We start from the raw sequence: 19,693 nt of genomic DNA, 5'->3' as shown, positions 1-19,693 counted from the left end.
GAGCGCGCCGGGTGCGCGGCGCTGAGGAGAGGGCGGGGAGCGTGGCGGAGCAGACGTCGGGCGCGGGGCACCGGGCCGAGTACCGGATCGAGGACCTCGCCCACCACAGCGGCGCCACGGTCCGTACGATCCGCGCCTACCAGGACCGCGGCCTGCTCCCCCGCCCCGAGCGCAGGGGCCGGTCCAATGTGTACGGGGACGCCCATCTCGCCCGGCTGCGGCAGATAGCCGACCTCCTGGACCGCGGCTACACCCTGGCGTCGATCAAGGAACTCCTCGATGCCTGGGACTCCGGCCGCGGTCTCGGCGGGGTGCTCGGTCTGGTGGCCGAGGTCGACGGCCCCTGGACGGACGAGAAGGCCGACCGGATCACCCGCGCCGATCTCGACCTGAAGTTCGGCGGAGAACCGGATGAGGCGGCGGTCGAGGAAGCGGTCGAACTCGGCGTACTGGAAAGGATTCCGGGCCGGGACGACGAGTTCCTCGTACCGAGCCCTCAAGAGCTGGCCGTGGCAGCCGAATTGCACGCGGCAGGAGTGCCGCTGCACGCGATCGCCGGACATCTGCGGGAGTTGCGGGTCCAGGTCGAGCACATAGCGTCCCGTTTCCTGGAGTTCACGACCGAGCACGTCTTCCAGCGCTACCTCGAACAACAGCCGCCGACGGACGCGGACGCGACCGAGGCCGCCGCGCTCGTCCGCAGACTGCGGCCGCTCGCCCAGCAGACCGTGGACGCCGAACTCGCCCGCGCCATGCGTACGTTCGCGACACGTCATCTGCAGCAGCATCTGGGCGCGGCGCTGCCGCCGCCCACGCCGTCGGGCGACGTTCCGGTGGCGCTGCCCGTCCACACAATCGACATCGTGCGCGGCCTGGTTGGCGCGGAGGGCATCTCCGTATTCATCGCGACAGCCGCCGAACGCGAGGTGCACGCCAGGACTTTGGATGCCTTGGCCGCAAAGCCGAACGGGGAACCGGAAGTTGATCAAGTGCCCTGAGGGGGACGGGAGTTGTCCACATAATCCTCAATCAGCCTGTGGATAACCCGGGTTACCTGTGGATCATGCCTAAGTCCCGTTAAATTTCGGGGAATTCAGGACCACCTGGATCTACCTGGCTCCACCTGGCTCTACCTGGATCCAGCTGGAGCCGGACCGAGGGAAATCCGGATGCGAGAACCGGAGGGCGCCCGGCATTCTGGGGCGATGACTGACAGAGCACCCGACGAGATCAACGAGATCGCGGGGATCGACGAGAGGCGGACCGTACGCGTTTCCAAATACCTCTCCAAGCACCTGCGCCACCAGCCGGAGCGGATCGGCCTCACCCTTGACGCCAACGGCTGGGTCGAGATCGACACCCTGATCGCCGCGGCGGCCGCGCACGGATTCGTGTTCAGCCGGGCCGAGCTGGAGCATGTGGTCGCGCACAACGACAAGAAGCGTTTCGCGGTCGACGGCAGCCGGATCCGCGCCAGCCAGGGCCACACGGTCCAGGTCGACCTGGACCTGCCGCCCGCCGCACCGCCGCCGTACCTCTACCACGGCACCGTCGCCCGCAATCTGGACGCGATCCGCAGCCACGGCCTGAGCGCGATGGCCCGCCATGACGTGCATCTCTCGGCCGACCGGGAAACCGCCACGCGCGTCGGCGCCCGCCGCGGCCGCCCCGTGATCCTCTCCGTGGACGCGGGCGCGATGCACCGCGACGGCCATGTCTTCAAGGTCAGCGCGAACGGGGTGTGGCTCACGGCATCCGTACCGCCGCGGTATCTGCGCTTTCCGGGCTGACCCGACTGTCGCGACCAGGACCAGAGGCAGAGACAGAGGCAGAGGCAGAGGCAGGGCGGGCACCCGAGGCGTCCCCGCCCGCCGGCTTCCCGTAAAGGACCGCGGCCAGGGCCAGACCCAGGGCGCCACCGGCCAGTTGGGCCACGATGAAGCCCGGCAGCGAACCGGGGGAGATCCCGGTGAACGAGTCGGTGAACGCGCGCCCGACCGTCGCCGCCGGATTGGCGAACGAGCCGGACGACGTGAACCAGATCGCCGCGGCGATATACGCGGCCACCGCGACCGGCGCGAGCTGCGTACGCCCGATCCGGGTGAGACCGCAGATCAACAGCACAAGCCCCGCGGTGGCGACGACTTCACCCAGCAGCAGCCGGTCCCCGATCCGCTCCTGCGTCGACCAGACGACCTCCGCGCGCCCGAACATCGCCTCCGCGAGCAGCGCACCGGCGACCGCCCCCACCGTCTGCGCCGCGACATACGCGAGCGCTTCGCGCGGGCCCGGTCCGCTGCCGTCGCGCCGGCCCAGCCACCAGGCCGACAGCGTCACCACCGGATTGAGCTGTCCGCCCGAGACCGGCCCGAACAGCGCGATGAGCAGCCCGAGTCCGATCGCCGAGGCCAGGGAATTGGCGAGGAGCTGGACCCCGGTGTCCTCCGTCAGCCGGGCGGCCTGCAGTCCGGAACCGACGACGACGGCCACCAGGGCCGCGGTGCCGATGAGTTCGGCCGCGGCCTTACGGACCGGCGAAGCGCTGCTGTGCACGGGACTCCCCTCTTCTGTTCGCCGGGGGTCGACCCGATGCCCGATTCATTGCGAGATGAGCACCCCCGTCACCACATCGCGGAAAATGTATTCCGTAGATTGGAATTTCAACAGAGGGTGGAGGGAAATTGCCGAGCTCGATGTCAGTCCCTGGCTCTACGCTTCACCCGTCTTCGCGATCTGTGAGGGGGGGCCTCGCGGTCGCCATCCGTCCGTGCGCACACGCGAGGTGATCACCCATGACGTCCGCCGAGACCGGCAGCCCGCCGACCTCCCCCAACACCTTCCAGGTCGATCTGCGCGGCCTGGTCGACCTGCTCTCCCACCACCTGTACTCGAGCCCTCGGGTCTACGTACGGGAGCTGCTGCAGAACGCGGTGGATGCCGTGACCGCCCGCCGGGCCGTGGACGCTGACGCACCGCAGCACATCCAACTGACCGCGTGCGGCGGCCGAGTGGCGATGAGGGACAGCGGCATCGGTCTCACCGAGGCCGAGGTGCACACCCTGCTCGCCACGATCGGGCGCAGCTCCAAGCGCGGTGGAGCCGAAGGTCTGGAGAGCGCGCGGCAGGAGTTCCTGGGGCAGTTCGGGATCGGACTGCTCGCCTGCTTCGTGGTCGCGCGCCAGATCCGGGTGATCACCCGGTCCGCGCGTTCCCCCGAGGCGCCGCCCGTGGAGTGGCTGGCCTCGGACGACGGCTCGTACACCGTGCGCGTCCTGCCCGATGAGGCCAGGACCGAGCCCGGCACCACGGTGTACCTGGAGCCGCGGCGGGGCGCCGAGGAGTGGACGGCCCGGGCCCGCGTGGAGGAACTGGCCCGGGACTTCGGTGCCTTGCTCCCGTACGACATCGTCTTCGACGACGGCTCGACGCAGCGGCAGATCACCGAACTGCCGGCCGTCTGGGACCGCGGCTTCCCGTCACCGGCGGCCCGCCGCGTGGCGCTCGCCGGGCACTGCACCAGGACCTTCGGCTTCACGCCGCTCGACTCCATCGACCTCGATCTGCCGGTCGCGGGCGTCCGAGGGGTGGCATACGTCCTGCCGGAGCCGACCAGCCCCGCGCATCGCGCCGGTCACCGCGTGCACCTGAAGGGCATGCTGCTCACGGACCGTGCGGACAATCTGCTGCCGGACTGGGCCTTCTTCGTGCGCGCCGTGGTCGACACCGACACCCTGCGCCCGACCGCCTCACGCGAGAGCCTCTACGACGACGAGACCCTCGAAGCCGTACGGGAAGCGCTCGGCGGCCGCGTACGGGAGTGGCTGGCAGGGCTCGCCGTCGGCGATCCGCAGCGCCTGTCCGCCTTCCTCCAGGTGCACCACCTGGGCGTGAAGTCCCTGGCGCGGCACGATCCCGAACTGCTCGAACTCATGCTGCCGTGGCTGCCGTTCGAGACCAGCGACGGCACTGCCAACCTGGCCGAGTTCACGGCGGCGCACCAGCAGATCCACTTCACGCGCACCGTCGAGGAGTTCCGCCAGATCGCCCCGATCGCGGCGGCGCACGGCCTCGGCGTGATCAATGCCGGCTATACGTACGACGCCGAGCTGCTCGCTCTGCTGCCCGGGATCCGGCCGGGTGTGAGCGTCACCGAACTGGATGCGGGCGCCGTCACCGACCGCCTCGACACGGTCGAGGTCTCCACCGAACTGGCCCTTGCCCCGTTCCTGGCGACGGCGCGGGCCCGGCTCGACGCGCTCGACTGCGATGTGGCGCTGCGCGCCTTCCAGCCGGTGGCCGTGCCGGCGCTGTTCCTCGACGACCGGCAGGCGCGCCATGAGCGCGACCGGGCGAGCGCCCAGGAGGGCGCGCAGGCGAGCGGCGATGCGCTGTGGAGCAGCATCCTCGGCTCGCTGCGCGGCTCGGCGCCGCGCGCCCGGCTCGTCCTGAACCACAACAATGCGCTGATCAGGCGGATTTCGGCGCTCCCGGACACGGAGCTGACCGGCATGGCGATCGAGTCGCTGTACGGCCAGGCCCTGCTGATGTCGCAGCGCCCGCTGCGGCCCGCCGATACGACGCTGCTCAACCGGTCGTTCCTGGGGCTCCTGGAGTGGGCGACTCACAGCGCGGCCGAGAAGGGGGAGGGTTCGCTGTGAATCTCTCGGATCCGCAGGACATCCGGCAGGCGATCCGCCAGAACAACGGCACGCCGTACGGCACGGCCCGCTCCGCCCGCGCGGAGGAGCTGTCCGCCGCCGCCGAGCGGTCGGGCGACGCGGCCGTCCTTCGCCAAGCGCTTTTCGCGCTGGTCGACGCATACACGTGGAGCTCGGAGCGGACCAAGGCGCTCGTGCCGTTCTCCCGGCTGCTGCAGGAGTACGACCGCGACCCGGGTGCGTTCGAGGGCTGGCAGACCCACAGTCTGTTCTGGTCGTTCAAGTGGGTGACCGGCGACATCATCGACCTGCCCGAGGTCGCGATCGCCGATGTCGAATCCTGGTTCCAGGAGATGGAACGCCGCTACCGGCTGGCCGGACACAGCGAACGGGCCGTACGGCAGAGCGAGTTCTATCTCGCCGAGTCGACCGGGGACCTGGAGCGCGCCGACCGTGCCGTGGCCGGCTGGATGGCGGCCCGGCGCGACCGGATGAGCAACTGCCACGCCTGCGAACTGGGAACGCAGGGCCGCTACTGGGCCAGTCGCGGACAGGACGAGAAGGCCATGGACATCTGGCGGCCGGTGACGAGCGGCAGCTCGGCCTGCCGTGAGGAGCCCCACCGGGTGCTCGGGTACTCCCTGCTGCCCCTGCTCCGCCTGGGCCGCTTCGCCGAGGCCCGCACCCACCACCTGAAGGGCTACCGCCTCGCGCGGGGCAACGACAGTCTGCTGCGGACCATCGGCCAGCACATCGAGTTCTGCGCGCTGACCGGCAATGAGCCGCGCGGCCTGGAGATCCTCACCGAGCACGCCGCCCACCTGGGCCCGCTCGCGGACTCGGACGCCCAACTCTCCCTGAACGGCGGCATCCTGGTGCTGCTGCGGAGGCTGAAGGAGCTGGGGCACTCCGATCTGACGGCGATACGGCACGGCGGCGCCGAGCGCACGGTGGGCGAGCTGTACGACCTGCTGTACCAGCAGGCGCGTGCGATCGCCGAGCGCTTCGATCTGCGCAACGGGAACACGTACATCTCCGACCGGTTCGAGGAGCGCGTGGCGCGGCAGCCGCTGACGGACGCGCTGCCGCTGGGCATCCGCAGCGAGCGGCTGTCGGGGGTGGTGCGCTCTGGTGGGGCCGGTGGGACGGTCGGGGTGGCTGGTGTGGCCGGGGCTGGTGCGGTGGGTGGGGCTGGTGCGGTGGCCGGGGCTGGTGGCGTGAGTGCGGTGGCCGGGGCTGTCGGGTCCGCCGCGGCTGCCGAGCAGGTGGCCGGCCGGAGCTCCGCGGCGCCCTCCGGGCTGCCCGAACTCATCGAGGGGGCGCGGACGTTGCGTGACCGGCGCCACCCCGGCGCCCGGCTCGCGTGGGAGCGGGTGGCCGAGGCCGTCGGTGCGCGGGAGCCCACCGACCCGGCCCTGCCCGCCGAACTGCTCGAGCACCGAGCGGTGACGGCCGCCGAGGACGGCGCCGGGGACGCGGGCGCGCTGCTGCGTGCCTGCTCTGCCGCCTACCGGGCCGCCGGACAGGCGGCCCGGGCCGCGCTGGCCGAGCTGCATCTCGCCGTGCACGCCGCCTCGGCGGGGGAGGCGCCCGAGTCCGTACGGGAGCAGCTGGCCGTGGCCGCACAGGCCGCCGAGTCGCTGGACCCCGCGGATCCCTGGCGGTCGCGGCGGATCGCCTCGGCTGCGCTGGTACGGATCCGGATCGAGGCACAGCTGCGGGAGCGGGCGGCGGCGGAGCGGGCGGCGGCGGGGCGGGACGATGGGGACGATGCCGATGGGCGGGCCGGTCGAGCTGACCCCGTGTACGTATCCGAACTGCGGGCGTTCGTCGCGGAGACCGGTGACGGGACTGACGGGACTGACGGGGCTGATAGGGCCGACCTCGCCGATCTTGCCAACCTCACTGTCCTCACCAACCTCACCGACCTCACCGACCTCGCCGCCGAGGCGGAGACGACGCTCGCCCGACTCGCCCTGGTCGACGAGGACATCACAGCGGCCGAACTGCTGCTCGCCTCGGCAGCCGCCCGCTTCCGTGCCCCGGGCCGCCCTTGGGACGCGGCCGAACCGCTCGGCCGGCGGGCGGAGCTGCTGCTGTCCCTCGACCGGACGGAGGAGGCCGAGGCCTCGGCCCGTGCGGCACTCGACGCCGGCGCCGAGCTGACCGACCCGGAGCAGCAGGGGACTGTACGACTGGTCCTTGCGGACGTGCTGATGCGGCGCGACCAGTCGGCGGAGGCGGCCGAGCATGCCCTGGAAGCGGCGCACTGGTTCGACCAGGGCGGACTCGAAGCGGACGGCGGCGCCCATGCGCGCCGGCTGCTCGCCCAGGCGTACCGGGCACAAGACCGTGTCACGGAGGCGGCGGAGGTATTGCAGTCCGCACTCCCGGATCTCGTACGCCAGGGCCCGCGGGCCGAAGCACAGGCGCGTTCCCTGCTGGCCGAGCTGCTGCGCGAGCTGAACGATCAGCGGGCCGCGGCCGAGCAGTTCCTGCGGGCCGCCGAGGTCGCCAAGGACTGGGACGACCCGCTGCCCCAGGCCCGGTTCGCCCATGGCGCGGCCGATTGCCTGGCACGTGCGGGCCTGGAGGACGCGGCGGACGCGGCCTACGGCCGGGCCCTGGAGCTGTGGCGCGAGGGCGGTGACCGGGCGGGCGAGGTGCGGGTGCTGCGGTCGCTGGCGTGGCGCCGTTTCTGGGCCGACGGGATGGACGACCTCGAGTACGCGAGCGCCGAGAGCCTCGCACTCGCCCGCCCGCTGATGGACCGCGCACTCGCCGTACTGGACGGCGCCCAGGACCCGGACCTGCGCTACGAACGCGCGCAGACCCTGGACCAGTACGCGGAACTGCTTGCCGATTTCCTGGACGAGTACGAAGACGAAGACGAAGACGGCGGGGACGAGTACGAGGACAAGGACGGAGACGAAGACGGCGGGGACGAGCGGGAGCAGTCCCCGGACCTGAGCCTGCTCGGCGAGGCGGTGGACCTGTTCTCCCGCGCGGCACAGGAGTACGGAGCACTGGGCGACGCCCATACGGCGGCCCGGTCCAAGGCTCTGGACCGGGCAGGCAGCCTCCAGAAGCCGGCCGCGTCGGCGGTCGAGGCCGGCCCGTCCGGCGGCTGAGGCCGAGCGCCGTCAAGGCGCACCGCGAGCAGGGGACCCGGGAGTGAAGCGCTCGGGCCCCCTGCTCGCAGTGCCACTCGAACCCGCGCCTCGACGCGTGTCGACACCCCCGACGTACGCTGACGGCATGCGCCTCAGCACCGTCATCCTCCCCACCACCCCTTGGCACAACGGCGGCCGCGACAAGTGGCAGCGCGCCGAGGAGCTCGGTTTCCACGCCGCGTACACCTATGACCACCTCGCCTGGCGGACCTTCCGCGACGGCCCCTGGTTCGGCGCGATTCCGACCCTCACCGCTGCCGCCACGGCGACCAGCACCCTGCGCCTGGGCACCCTCGTGACCTCGCCGAACTTCCGGCACCCCGTCACGCTCGCCAAGGAACTGATCTCCCTCGACGACATCTCCGGCGGGCGGATCACCCTCGGCATCGGCGCGGGCGGCAACGGCTTCGACGCCACCACGCTCAAGAAGCCGGGCGAGGAGCAGTGGACGCCGAAGGAGCGGGCGGACCGGTTCGCCGAGTTCGTGGCGCTGCTCGACCGGCTCCTGAGCGAGCCGGCGGAGGTCACCAGCGAGGGCACGTTCTACTCAGCGACCGAGGCGCGCAATCTGCCCGGCTGTGCCCAGTCCCCGCGCCTGCCCCTCGCCGTCGCGGCCACCGGCCCGCGCGGGCTGCGGCTCGCCGCACGGCACGGCCAGGCCTGGGTGACCACCGGCGACCCGAAGCTGTACGAGGCCGGCACCCCCGAGCAGTCCGTCGAGGCCGTGGCCACCCAGATCGCCAAGCTCGGCAAGGCGTGCGCGGAGCAGGGCAGGGACGTGGCCGGCCTGGACAAGGTCCTGCTCACGGGCTTCACCCCGGAGTTCAACCCGGACACCCATGCCGCCGACGCCCACCCGCTGCGCTCGGTCGACGCCTTTGTCGAGTTCGCCCGGCCGTATGCCGCTCTCGGCTTCACCGAGCTGGTGATCCACATGCCGATCGCGGACTCGGTGTTCGCCGCCGACGAGCGGGGTTACGAGCAGATCGCGAAGGAAGCGGCCGCCCGGCTGAGCTCCTGAGCCTCGCGGGCCCTGAGCCTCGTACATCCTGAACCCTGTAGGTCCTGAACCCTGTAGGTCCTGAACCCCGCAGGCCCTCAGCCCCGACACCCTCAACTGCGTTACCCCAGAGCCCCGGTGGGACAGAAAGCCACTCACCGGGGCTCGCCCCCACTCAGATGTGCACCCGGCAGCCCGGCGCTCGGGCATATGCGGAACAATGCCGTTGTGACGACCTCCGCAGCAGACCAGCATCCCGTGCCCGCCCACCCCCGCCCCCGGCTGATCGCCACGGATCTGGACGGCACGCTGCTGCGGGACGACAAGTCCGTCTCCCCGCGTACGGTCGCGGCGCTCGCCGCCGCCGAGGAGGCCGGGATCGAGGTCTTCTTCGTCACCGGCCGCCCGGCCCGCTGGATGGATGTCGTCAGCGACCATGTGCACGGCCACGGCCTGGCGATCTGCGGAAACGGCGCCGCCGTGGTCGATCTGCACGGCGGCCCCGGGCAGCACCGCTTCGTGAAGCTGCGATCGATGCAGCGCGAGACCGCCCTGGACGTCATCCAGGTGCTGCGCGCGGCGGTCCCCGGCACGTCGTTCGCCATCGAGCGCACCGGCGGCATCTGCCATGAACTCGCCTATCCGCCGCTGCACATGGACCCGATCATCACCATCGCCCCCGTCGAGAAGCTGCTCGCCGAGGACTTCGACCTGGCCGACCAGCCGGTGCTCAAGCTCCTGGCCCACCACGGCGAGCTCACCCCCGACGAGTTCCTCACCCTCGCGCGCACCGCCGTCGGACCGCGCGCCGAGGTCACCCGCTCCAGCCCCACCGCGCTGCTCGAGATCAGCGCCGCGGGTGTCTCCAAGGCCAGCACGCTCGCGCTGTGCTGCGCGGAGCGCGGCATCCGCGCCGAGGAGGTCGTGGCCTTCGGCGATATGCCGAACGACGTCGAGATGCTGAGCTGGGCCGGCCGCGGCTATGCGATGGGCAACGCCCACCCGGATGTCATCGCCGCCGCCTGGGGCCGTACGGTCGCCAACAACGACGACGGCGTGGCCGTGATCATCGAGCAGCTCATCGCCGAAGCCCTCGCCTGACCTTCATCGAGGTCAGAGCTTCACACCTCGCTCGGCCAGCCACTTCCTGGGATCGACCCCCGACCCCAGATACGGAGTGAGCCGCACCTCGAAGTGCAGATGCGGTCCGGTCGAGTTGCCCGTCGTGCCCGCCTGCCCGAGCCACTGACCGGTGCGGACCTTGTCGCCCTGGTCGACGGCGGCGGAGGCGAGATGGGCATACTGCGAGTAGTAGCCGCCGGGGTGCTGGACCAGGACCTCCATCCCGAATCCACCCCCGCACGACACCTTCACCACCCGCCCTTCGCCGATCGCCCGCACCGGCTCCCCGATACCGACGGCGAAGTCCTGCCCGGTGTGCCGGTGCGCCCACCGGTCGCCGCTGCCGCCGAAGCCGGCGGAGAGTTCATACGTCTCGACCGGCGCGACCCACCTGCGGCCCTGCGGCAGCGAGGGCTGGTCGAGCCGGACCGCACCACGGCAGGCACCCGCCGCGACCTGGGCGTCCGCCTCGCTCTGCAGCGTCCACCGGGCGTCCTCGAGCTTCTTCTCGATCCCGCTCTTCAACGCGGCGAGCCGGACCCGGCGCGCATCGAGGGAGTGCCAGGCGCCAGCCGCCCGCTGCCGGTCCTCGTCGACCCTGCGGGCGGCCCGCTGGGTCTTGTCGATCAGGTGGTTCATGGCCAGATTGGCCTGCAGAGCGAGCCGCTGACCGCGCATCAGCTCGTCCGGATCGTCGGCGAGCAGCAGCTGTGCGGTGTACGGGAGGCCGCCGCCGCTTCGGTACTGGCCCCGGGCGATCCGCCCCAATTCGCCGTTCAGCCGCCTCAGTTCCTGACGCTGCCGGGCGAGCACGCCCTCCAGGCGCTCGGCCTTCTTGCGCTGGGTCTCGGCGGCCCGCCGCCCCTTTTCGTACTCCTGTGTCGCCTTCGCCGCGTTCTCGAGCAGCCGGGCCACCTTGCCGCTCGTACCGGGGCCGTGGCCGTGCCCGCCCGGGCCGTCCTCCCCCGAGTCGGAGGAGGCCGCGGGCGCGGCGAGCGCGAGCAGCAGCGCCCCGGCGAGGAGTACGGGCGGAAGGCGACGCGGCATCAGGACCATGCACGGATCGTCACCCGCCGGTTGACGCCACGCCCGTACGGACGGGGCACAGGGGTGACCCTTGCCCCATATGGGGTCAGGCAGTTGAGCCGAACAGTGGCCGGGCGTGAGCGCCGCCCCATGGCCCCCCACGCGTGTTTCACGTGAAACCGAAGCCGCCTCAGTGCCGCCCCTGCACCAGCGGGGTACCTCGAGGGCCCTTGCATCAGTGCGGCGCCTGCCACACCACCGTCGTCCCGGCCCCGTCGTCCCCGATCCCCTGCCCGTACCAGCTGTCGCCGCCGAGGGACTCGGCCCGTCGCTTGAGGTTCTTCAGCCCGCTGCGCCGGCCGCCCTCCGGAATCCCGACCCCGTCGTCGGCCACCGTCAGGCGTACGCCTTCCCGGCCGTCCGGCAGCTGGGCTCCCGCATCGACCACGACCTCGATCTGCCCGGCCTGCGCGTGCCGGAAGGCATTGGACAGCGCCTCGCGCAGCGCGGCGATCAGGTTCTTGCCGGTCAGCTCGCCGACCACGGTGTCCACCGGCCCGAGGAAACGGTGCGAGGGCTTGAACCCCAGCGGTACCGCCGCCATGTTGATCTCCCGGAGCACCCGGGTCCGCAGCCCCGACGGCGCCTCCGCGGGCCCCTGCTGCAGCGCGAAGATCGCGGTACGGATCTCCTGGATGGTGACGTCGAGCTCGTCGATCGCCTTGCCGACACCGGTCTGCACCTCGGGCACCACCGACCTGCGCTGCGCGCTCTCCAGCATCATCCCGGTGGCGAACAGCCGCTGGATCACCAGATCGTGCAGGTCTCGGGCGATACGGTCGCGGTCCTCGAAGACGGCGAGCCGCTCCCGGTCGCGCTGCGCCTCCGCCATCATCAGCGCGAGCGCGGCCTGCGCGGCGAACTGCACCGCGAGGGTCTTCTCGGCCTCGGTGTACGGCTGCGCGCCCCCCACCCGCGGCGCGGCGAGCACGCCGAGCACCCGGCCGCCGCTCTCCAGCGGAAGGAACATGGTGGGGCCGTAGGCCCGGGCCAGCTCGGTGATCAGCCGGTCGTCGGTGGCGGCGTCGTCGATGAAGACCGGTTCGCCCGAGAGCACCAGATCGACGACGGGCGATTCGGGCGGCACGAGCAGACCGAGTGCGGACGACGGCCCGCTCTCGGTGGACTCGGCCACGATCTCCAGGCCGCCTTCCTCGGCGGTGAGCAGCACGAACGCGGCCGAGGCATTGGCGAGTTTGCGCGCCTGCTCGGCCACGACGGTCAGCGATTCATCGGCGTCGGCGCCGGACAGGAGCGCGGTGGTGACCGCCACCGATCCGTCGATCCACCGCTCGCGCTGCCGGGTCGCCTCGTAGAGCCGCGCGTTGCCGATCTGGATCCCGGCCTCGGTCGCGAGCACTTTGACCATGTGCAGGTCGTAGATGCTGAAGCTGCCGCCGCCCCGCTTCTCGGTCAGATAGAGGTTGCCGAAGACCTCGCCGCCCACCCGGATCGGTACGCCGAGGAAGGTCCGCATCGGGGGGTGGTGCGGCGGGAAGCCCATGGAGCGCGGGTCCTGGGTCAGATCGTCGAGCCGTACCGTCGCCGGATCCTTGATCAGCGCGCCGAGCAGCCCGCTCCTGCCGTCCGGCAGGGCGCCGATCAGCTCCCGGTGCTCCTGCGGGATGCCGTACGTGATGAAGTCGGCGAGCCCGTCGCCCTTGTCGTTGATCACGCCGATCGCCGCGTACCTGGCGCCGGTCAGGCTGGCCGCCGTCTCCGCGATGCGGTCGAGCGTGGAGTGCAGATCGAGCCCGCTGCCCACGGAGACCATGGCCTCGAGCAGCTGCGGCAGACGGGCCGCGAGCTCCTCGGGGAGCGACTGCAGACTGCGCGCGGCCTGCTCCGCGGCGGCGGTGCCGGTCACGTCCCGCTCCGGGAAGGGAGGGGGATCCTCGGGCAGCTCTTCGGGTACGGCGGGGGCGTGCATGCCCTTGATCCTAGTTAGTCCGAATTTCAGAGGAAAGCCAGGTAGTCCCGCTCTGCCCGATTCCACCGCCGGTCAAGTGGCTCAGCCACTGGGCCACTGGGCCACTGGGCCAGCTGACTCTGGGCCAGCTGACTCTGGGCCGGCTGGCTCTGGGCCGGCGCTGTGACCCGGTGGGCGGGGCCGGTGGGCCAGGACCGGTGGCGCGGTGGACCGGTGGCGCGGTGGACCGGTGGCGCGGTGGACCGGTGGCCCAGTGGCCCGGTGGCGCAGTGGCGCAGTGGCGCAGTGGCTCAGTGGCTCAGCCACTCGCCCTCTCCCTCACCAGCCCGGCTACCCCACCAGCACCTCGGCCTCCCGCTCTCTCTCCGCCATCCGCCGCAGCGGCCCGTCCACCTCGACCAGCTCGGCGTACGCGCCCCGCTGCACCACCCGCCCGTGCTCGAGCACCAGGACCTCGTCCACCGCGTCGAGCCCGGCCAACCGGTGCGTGATCAGCACGGTCGCCGTACCCTCCGTCGCCGCGAGCAGATCGGCGGTCAGCGCGTCGGCGGTCGGCAGATCGAGATGCTCGGCCGGCTCGTCGAGGACAAGGACGGGGAACCGGGCAAGGAGCGCCCGCGCCAGCGCGAGCCGCTGCCGCTGGCCGCCCGAGAGCCGGGCCCCGTGCTCGCCGACGAGCGTGTCCAGACCGTCGGGCAGCGAGTCCACCCACTCCAGGAGCCGCGCCCGTGCCAGCGCGTCCCTCAGCTCACCATCCGAGGCGTCCGGCCGGGCAAGCCGCAGGTTCTCCCGTACGGAGCTGTCGAAGAGGTGCGCGTCCTGCGCGCACAGCCCGACGAGCCGCCGCACCCCGTCGCTCTCCAGGCTGTACGCATCCACCCCACCCAGCGCGTACGCGCCCTCCCGTGCGTCGAGGAACCGCAGCAGCACCTGCGCCAGCGTCGTCTTGCCGGACCCGGACGGTCCGACGACCGCGATCCGCCGCCCTTGCCGCAGGGTCAGGTCGACCCCGGCGAGCGCATCCCGGTCCTGGCCCGCGTGCCGGGCCGAGATCCCGCGCAGCTCCAGTGGGAAGGGCCCGGCGGGCACCGTGCCGGGCGTCGCCGGCTCCCGTACGGGCGCGGGCGCGTCGAGCACCTCGAAGACCCGCTCCGCACTGCGCCGCACCCGCTGGCGGTACTGCACGGCGAGCGGCAGCCCGGTCACGGCCTCGAACGCGGCCAGTGGAGTGAGCACGACGACAGCGAGCGAGACCCCGCTCAGGCGCCCGTCACCGACCGCCGCCACTCCCACGGCCCCGGCCGCGACCACGGTGAGCCCGCAGATCAGCGCGCTGAGCCCGGCCCCGAGCGCGGTCGCCCCGGCCCCCCGCGATGCGATCCGGGTCAGCTCGGCGTCGGCGGCGCGGGCCTTGTCCGTACGGGAGGGCAGCGCGCCCGCGACGGTCAACTCGGCCGTCCCGGTGAGCAGATCGGCCACCCGCGTCGACATCTCCCCGCGCGCCGGTGCGAGGCGCCGCTGGGCCCGGGGGCCCACGACCCCCCCCACCCACGGCCCCCCGCCGCCGGCGAGCAGCAGACCGGCGGCCAGCAGGGCGCCGGCCTCCGGAAGCAGCCACGCGGTAAAGCCACAAGCGCCCAGCCCGACCACCGCAGCCGCACCCGCCGGAAGCAGCCACCGCAGCCAGTAGTCCTGCAGCGCGTCCACATCGCCGACGAGCCGGGCGAGCAGATCACCGCGCCGGGTCTTCCGGAGCCCGGCCGGTGCCAGCCGCTCCAGCCGCCGGTAGACGGCGACCCTGGTGTCGGCCAGCATCCGAAGGACCGCGTCATGGGTGACCAGGCGCTCGGCGTACCGGAAGACCGCGCGGCCGATACCGAAGGCGCGGGTCGCGGTGACGGCCACCATCAGATGCAGCACGGGCGGCTGCAGCGAGGCCTTGGAGATCAGCCAGCCGGACGTGGCCATCAGGCCCACCGCACTGCCCAGCGCGAGCGCGCCGAGGAAGAGACCGAGCAGCAGGCGACCGCGCCGCGCACCGGCCATCTTCCGTACGCGGGCGAGCACTCCGTGCTCGGGGACGGTCTCCAACGGATCCGCGACCGTCGCGGCGACCAGTCCCTCGCCCCCGGCGGCGGCCTCGGCGACCCCATCCCGTACAGCCATCGGCACGGCAGGTGTGGCCAACTCCCCGCCCGACTCCCCGCCCCGCTCCCCGGCCAACTCCCCAGCCGACGCACCCCCTTCGATCCGCACCACCCGGTCCGCCACCGCGAGCAGCGCCGGCCGGTGCACGACGAGGAGCACGGTGCGACCGCGAGCCAGCCGCCGTACCGCGTCCACGATCTGCGCCTCGGTGGCCCCGTCGAGCGCGGCCGTCGGTTCGTCGAGCAGCAGCACCGGGCGGTCCGCGAGGAACGCCCGGGCCAGCGCGAGCCGTTGTTTCTGCCCGGCCGAGAGCCCGGCCCCGTCCTCACCGAGCAGCGTGCCGAGGCCCTCGGGCAGCGCGTCCACGAACTCGAGGGCTCCCGCGTCCCTCAGCGCCCGGCGCACCTGCTCGTCGTCGGCGTCCGGCCGCGCGAGGCGTACGTTCTCCGCCAGCGTCCCTGCGCATACATGCGGACGCTGCGGCACCCACGCCACCTGCTCGTGCCAGGCGCCGGGCGCCACGGACGCGAGATCCGTCCCGTCGACCCGGATACGCCCCTCATCAGGCCGTACGAAGCCGAGCACGGCATGCAGCAAGGTGCTCTTGCCCGCGCCGCTCGGCCCGACGAGCGCCACGGTCTCGCCCTCGCCGACCGTGAACGACACGTTCTCGACGGCCGCCGTATCCCGCCCGGGATAGCGCACGGTCACGCCCTCGACGCTCAACTCCCCGCGCGGCGCGGGCCCGTCGCCGGTCGCCGGCAGCGGCGTCTCCAGTACGTCGAAGATCTCCTCGGCGGCCGCGAGCCCCTCCGCCGCCGCGTGGTACTGCGCCCCGACCTGCCGCAGCGGCAGATACGCCTCGGGCGCGAGCACCAGGACGACGAGGCCGATGTAGAGGTCCAACTCGCCGTGCACGAGCCGCATTCCGATGGTCACCGCGACCAGCGCGACCGACAGGGTGGCGAGGAGTTCCAGGGCGAAGGACGAGATGAAGGCGATACGCAGGGTCCGCATCGTGGCCTGCCGGTACTCGCCGGTGATCTTCCGGATCGACTCGGCCTGCGCCTTGGCCCGCCCGAACACCTTGAGCGTGGGCAGCCCGGCGACCACATCGAGGAAGTGCCCGGAGAGCCGCGAGAGCAGCTTCCACTGGCGGTCCATCCGGGCCTGGGTCGCCCAGCCGATCAGGACCATGAAGAGCGGGATCAGCGGCAGCGTGACCACGATGATCGCCGCGGACACCCAGTCCTCGGTCACGATCCGCGCGAGCACCGCCACAGGCACCACGATCGCGAGCCCCAACTGGGGCAGATAGCGGGCGAAGTAGTCGTCGAGCGCGTCGACCCCGCGGGTGGCGAGGGCGACCAGCGAGCCGGTCCGCTGACCGCTCAGCCAGCCAGGGCCCAGCGCGGTCGCCTGCCCGAGCAGCCTCCCCCGCAGCTCGGACTTCACCGCCGCACTCGCCCGGTGCGCGGCCAGCTCCGTGAGCCAGCCGACCAGGCCGCGGCCCACGGCGACCGCCGCGAGCCACAGCAGCGGTGTGCCCAACTCCCCTGCGGAGAGCCCCTTCTCGAAGCCCCCCACCACCACTTCGGCGATCAGCATCGCCTGGGCGATGACCAGACCGGCCCCGGCAAGACCGAGCACCACGATCGCGATGAGGAAGAGGCGGGTGGCCCCTGCGTAGCGGATGAGGCGAGGGTCGACCGGTTTCACGTGAAACATCCTCCAGTACGAGAAAGGGGTGCGCCAACAGCTCGTATCGGAGCAGTTGTTGGCGCACCCCTGGACATCACACGCTCAGTGCGAGTCAGCCGCGATGTGCCGCGTACCGATCCGCTTGCGGAACACCCAGTACGTCCAGGACTGGTAGAGCAGCACGATCGGAGTGGCGATCGCCGCGCACCAGGTCATGATCTTCAGGGTGTACGGGCTGGACGAGGCGTTAGTGACCGTGAGGTTCCACTCCTCGTTCAGCGAGGACGGCATGACGTTCGGGAAGAGCGTCAGGAACAGCATGGCCACTGCCGCCGCGATCGTGATCCCGGACAGTGCGAACGACCAGCCCTCGCGCCCGACCTTGATGGCCCCGAGCGCACTGACCAGGGCGAGCACCGCCACGATCATCGCGACCAGGGACTTGCCGTCACCGTTGTCGATCTGGGTCCAGATCAGGAAGGCGAGCGCGAGCACGGCCGTGACGAGCCCGAGCGTGAGCGCCAACTTCCTTGCCCGTACCCGGATATCGCCCTCGGTCTTGAGCGCCACGAACACCGCACCGTGGAAGGTGAAGAGCGTGAGCGTGACAAGCCCGCCGAGGATCGCGTACGGGTTGAGCAGATCCCAGAAGGTGCCGACGTACTCGAAGTCCTTGTCGATCTTCACGCCCCGCACGATGTTGGCGAAGGCCACACCCCACAGGAGCGCCGGGACCAGCGAGGTCCAGAAGATCGCGTGCTCCCAGTTGGACTGCCACTTGTCCTCGGGCCGCTTGTGCCGGTACTCGAAGGCGACACCGCGGATGATCAGGCAGATCAGGATGAACAGCAGCGGCAGATAGAAGCCGGAGAACAGCGTCGCGTACCACTCGGGGAACGCGGCGAAGGTGGCACCGCCGGCCGTGAGCAGCCAGACCTCGTTGCCGTCCCAGACCGGGCCGATCGTGTTGATCAGGACCCGGCGTTCGGTGCGGTCGCGGGCGAGCAGCTTGGTGAGGATGCCGACCCCGAAGTCGAAGCCCTCGAGGAAGAAGTAGCCGATCCACAGAACGGCGATCAGCACGAACCAGACGTCGTGGAGTTCCATATCCCTCTTCCTCCCTCAGTACGAGAAGGCCATCGGCCGGTCGGAGTCCTTCGGGTCCCCGCCGATCTTCGTCGGCGGGTTGAGGTCGTCCTCCGTGAGCTCCGGCGGTCCGGCCTTGGCGTACTTGGCGATCAGCTTGACCTCGATCACGGCGAGCGCCGCGTAGAGCAGCGTGTAGATGCTCATCGAGGTGATGACCTCGCCCTGCGAGACATTGGGGGAGACGGCGGCCGAGGTCTTCATGACGCCGAACACCACCCACGGCTGGCGGCCCATCTCGGTGAAGATCCAGCCCCAGGAGTTGGCGATCAGCGGGAAGAGCATGGTCCACAGCAGGAGCAGCCAGTACCACTTGCCCCACTTGGCGCTCAGCGGCTTCTTCCAGACCACCAGATGCGGCACTTCGTCCTCACCGACCCGCAGCGCCTGCGGAAGCATGAACTTCTTCCGCGTCAGCCAGAGGCCGAGCAGTCCGATGCCGAGCGAGGCCATCCCGAAGCCGATCATCCAGCGGAAGCCCCAGTAGGCGACCGGGATGTTCGGCCGGTAGTCACCGGGCCCGTACTTCTCCTGCATCTCCTTCTGAAGGTCGTTGATGCCGGGGACGTACTCGTCGAGGTTGTTGTGCGCGAGGAAGGAGAGGAGGCCCGGAATCTCTATGGCGACCTTGTTGTGGCCCTCGTCGACATCGCCGTACGCGAAGATCGAGAACGGCGCGGACTCCTCGCCGTCCCACAGCGCCTCGGCCGCGGCCATCTTCATCGGCTGCTGCTCGAACATGATCTTGCCGAGGTGGTCGCCGCTGACCGCGGAGAGCACCCCGCTGATGGCGAGCGTGACCAGACCGAGCCGCAGCGAGGTCTTCATGGTCTCGATGTGCTTCTTGCGCATCAGGTGGTACGCGGCGATGCCCGCCATGAACGCACCACCGACCATGAACGCACCGGTCATGGTGTGGAACATCTGCGCAATGGCGGTGTTCTGGGTCAGGACGTGCCAGAAGTCGGTGAGTTCGGCACGGCCCTTCTCCTCATTGATCTTGTAACCGACCGGGTGCTGCATCCAGGAGTTGGCCGCGAGGATGAAGTACGCGGAGAGGATGGTGCCGATCGAGACCATCCACATGCAGGCCAGGTGGATCTTCTTGGGCAGCTTGTCCCAGCCGAAGATCCACAGACCGATGAAGGTCGACTCGAAGAAGAAGGCGATCAACGCCTCGAACGCGAGGGGCGCGCCGAAGATGTCACCCACGAAGCGCGAGTAGTCGGACCAGTTCATGCCGAACTGGAACTCCTGCAGGATGCCGGTCACGACACCCATCGCGATATTGATCAGGAACAGCTTTCCCCAGAACTTGGTCGCCCTGAGGTACTTCTCCTTCTCTGTCCGAACCCACGCGGTCTGCAGGCCGGCCACGAGAGCCGCGAGCGAGATCGTGATGGGGACGAAAAGGAAGTGGTAGACGGTGGTGATGCCGAACTGCCATCGCGCCAGGGTCTCCGGCGCCAGAGCCAAGTCCACGTCGTCAGTCTCCTTACGTCGCCGTGGTCACTGCGGCAGTTTGCCCGCATTGTCCTAGTCATCACGGGATCAAACGGGACACGTTTGTGAACGCGTTCACATTCACAAGCATTATGTCGTACGGATTGTCGGCAACTTCGAGGGGGTCCCCTTCCGCGCTTCCACCCCATATGACGGGCGGGGACTCGCCGTTGTGACATCACAGGCGGGCGCGCTCGAGGATTTCCGCGCGACATCCGCGACGGGG

The 19,693-nt window shown here is 71.0% G+C and carries 12 protein-coding genes; 6 read left to right on the top strand and 6 right to left on the bottom strand.

The annotated features are described in order from the left end of the window. The first annotated feature begins 41 nt into the window (after positions 1-41). Together JAO81_RS18785 and JAO81_RS18780 are read left to right on the top strand one after the other, a co-directional pair. The gene (locus JAO81_RS18785; RefSeq protein WP_199549025.1) at positions 42-998 is read left to right on the top strand and encodes a MerR family transcriptional regulator; all 957 of its coding nucleotides are present in this window, start codon (positions 42-44) and stop codon (positions 996-998) included. Between the two features lie 249 nt (positions 999-1,247). Further along, positions 1,248-1,790: an RNA 2'-phosphotransferase gene (locus tag JAO81_RS18780; protein ID WP_199549070.1), complete on the top strand. Its 543-nt coding sequence runs from the start codon at positions 1,248-1,250 to the stop codon at positions 1,788-1,790. Here JAO81_RS18780 and JAO81_RS18775 read toward each other — a convergent pair. Next, positions 1,747-2,553: an aquaporin gene (locus JAO81_RS18775; protein WP_199549024.1), complete on the bottom strand. Its 807-nt coding sequence runs from the start codon at positions 2,551-2,553 to the stop codon at positions 1,747-1,749. The two genes, JAO81_RS18780 and JAO81_RS18775, sit on opposite strands and share 44 nt — an antisense overlap. Positions 2,554-2,792: 239 nt before the next feature. Here JAO81_RS18775 and JAO81_RS18770 point away from each other — a divergent pair, with 239 nt between their 5' ends. From JAO81_RS18770 to JAO81_RS18755, 4 genes are all read left to right on the top strand, one after another. After that, positions 2,793-4,658: an HSP90 family protein gene (locus tag JAO81_RS18770; protein ID WP_199549023.1), complete on the top strand. Its 1,866-nt coding sequence runs from the start codon at positions 2,793-2,795 to the stop codon at positions 4,656-4,658. Beyond that, complete coding sequence (locus JAO81_RS18765; RefSeq protein WP_199549022.1) at positions 4,655-7,789, top strand: hypothetical protein; 3,135 nt, start codon at positions 4,655-4,657, stop codon at positions 7,787-7,789. The genes JAO81_RS18770 and JAO81_RS18765 overlap by 4 nt, the downstream gene beginning before the upstream one ends. A 127-nt stretch (positions 7,790-7,916) precedes the next feature. Continuing rightward, entirely contained in the window at positions 7,917-8,852 is a 936-nt protein-coding gene (locus tag JAO81_RS18760; protein WP_199549021.1) for an LLM class flavin-dependent oxidoreductase, read from the top strand. Positions 8,853-9,041: 189 nt separating this feature from the next. After that, entirely contained in the window at positions 9,042-9,932 is an 891-nt protein-coding gene (locus JAO81_RS18755) for a Cof-type HAD-IIB family hydrolase (RefSeq protein ID WP_199549020.1), read from the top strand. A gap of 12 nt (positions 9,933-9,944) precedes the next feature. Here JAO81_RS18755 and JAO81_RS18750 read toward each other — a convergent pair whose 3' ends face one another. The 5 genes from JAO81_RS18750 to JAO81_RS18730 form a co-directional block, all read right to left on the bottom strand. Then, positions 9,945-11,009 (bottom strand): M23 family metallopeptidase, encoded by a 1,065-nt coding sequence (locus JAO81_RS18750; RefSeq protein WP_233415573.1) that lies wholly within the window; start codon positions 11,007-11,009, stop codon positions 9,945-9,947. 205 nt (positions 11,010-11,214) lie between these two features. After that, positions 11,215-12,969: a GAF domain-containing sensor histidine kinase gene (locus tag JAO81_RS18745; RefSeq protein ID WP_199549019.1), complete on the bottom strand. Its 1,755-nt coding sequence runs from the start codon at positions 12,967-12,969 to the stop codon at positions 11,215-11,217. Positions 12,970-13,299: 330 nt separating this feature from the next. Continuing rightward, a complete protein-coding gene (gene cydD, locus JAO81_RS18740) occupies positions 13,300-16,845 on the bottom strand; it encodes a thiol reductant ABC exporter subunit CydD (RefSeq protein WP_233415572.1) in 3,546 nt (1,181 codons plus the stop codon). A gap of 75 nt (positions 16,846-16,920) precedes the next feature. Beyond that, the gene (cydB, locus tag JAO81_RS18735; protein ID WP_199549017.1) at positions 16,921-17,925 is read right to left on the bottom strand and encodes a cytochrome d ubiquinol oxidase subunit II; all 1,005 of its coding nucleotides are present in this window, start codon (positions 17,923-17,925) and stop codon (positions 16,921-16,923) included. A gap of 15 nt (positions 17,926-17,940) precedes the next feature. Further along, positions 17,941-19,446 (bottom strand): cytochrome ubiquinol oxidase subunit I, encoded by a 1,506-nt coding sequence (locus tag JAO81_RS18730; RefSeq protein ID WP_199549016.1) that lies wholly within the window; start codon positions 19,444-19,446, stop codon positions 17,941-17,943. Positions 19,447-19,693 lie beyond the last annotated feature (247 nt).

It is taken from the genome of Streptomyces sp. N35 (genome assembly GCF_016464295.1).
Lineage (GTDB): Bacteria > Actinomycetota > Actinomycetes > Streptomycetales > Streptomycetaceae > Streptomyces.
This window is presented reverse-complemented; position numbering and strand designations above follow the sequence as displayed.

Coding starts and splice junctions, on each gene's coding strand:
- JAO81_RS18770 (WP_199549023.1), top strand. CDS start 2,793: ATGACGTCCGCCGAGACCGGCAGCCCGCCGACCTCCCCCAACACCTTC.
- JAO81_RS18760 (WP_199549021.1), top strand. CDS start 7,917: ATGCGCCTCAGCACCGTCATCCTCCCCACCACCCCTTGGCACAACGGC.
- JAO81_RS18755 (WP_199549020.1), top strand. CDS start 9,042: ATGCGGAACAATGCCGTTGTGACGACCTCCGCAGCAGACCAGCATCCC.
- JAO81_RS18750 (WP_233415573.1), bottom strand. CDS start 11,009: ATGGTCCTGATGCCGCGTCGCCTTCCGCCCGTACTCCTCGCCGGGGCG.
- JAO81_RS18745 (WP_199549019.1), bottom strand. CDS start 12,969: ATGCACGCCCCCGCCGTACCCGAAGAGCTGCCCGAGGATCCCCCTCCC.
- cydD (WP_233415572.1), bottom strand. CDS start 16,845: ATGTTTCACGTGAAACCGGTCGACCCTCGCCTCATCCGCTACGCAGGG.
- cydB (WP_199549017.1), bottom strand. CDS start 17,925: ATGGAACTCCACGACGTCTGGTTCGTGCTGATCGCCGTTCTGTGGATC.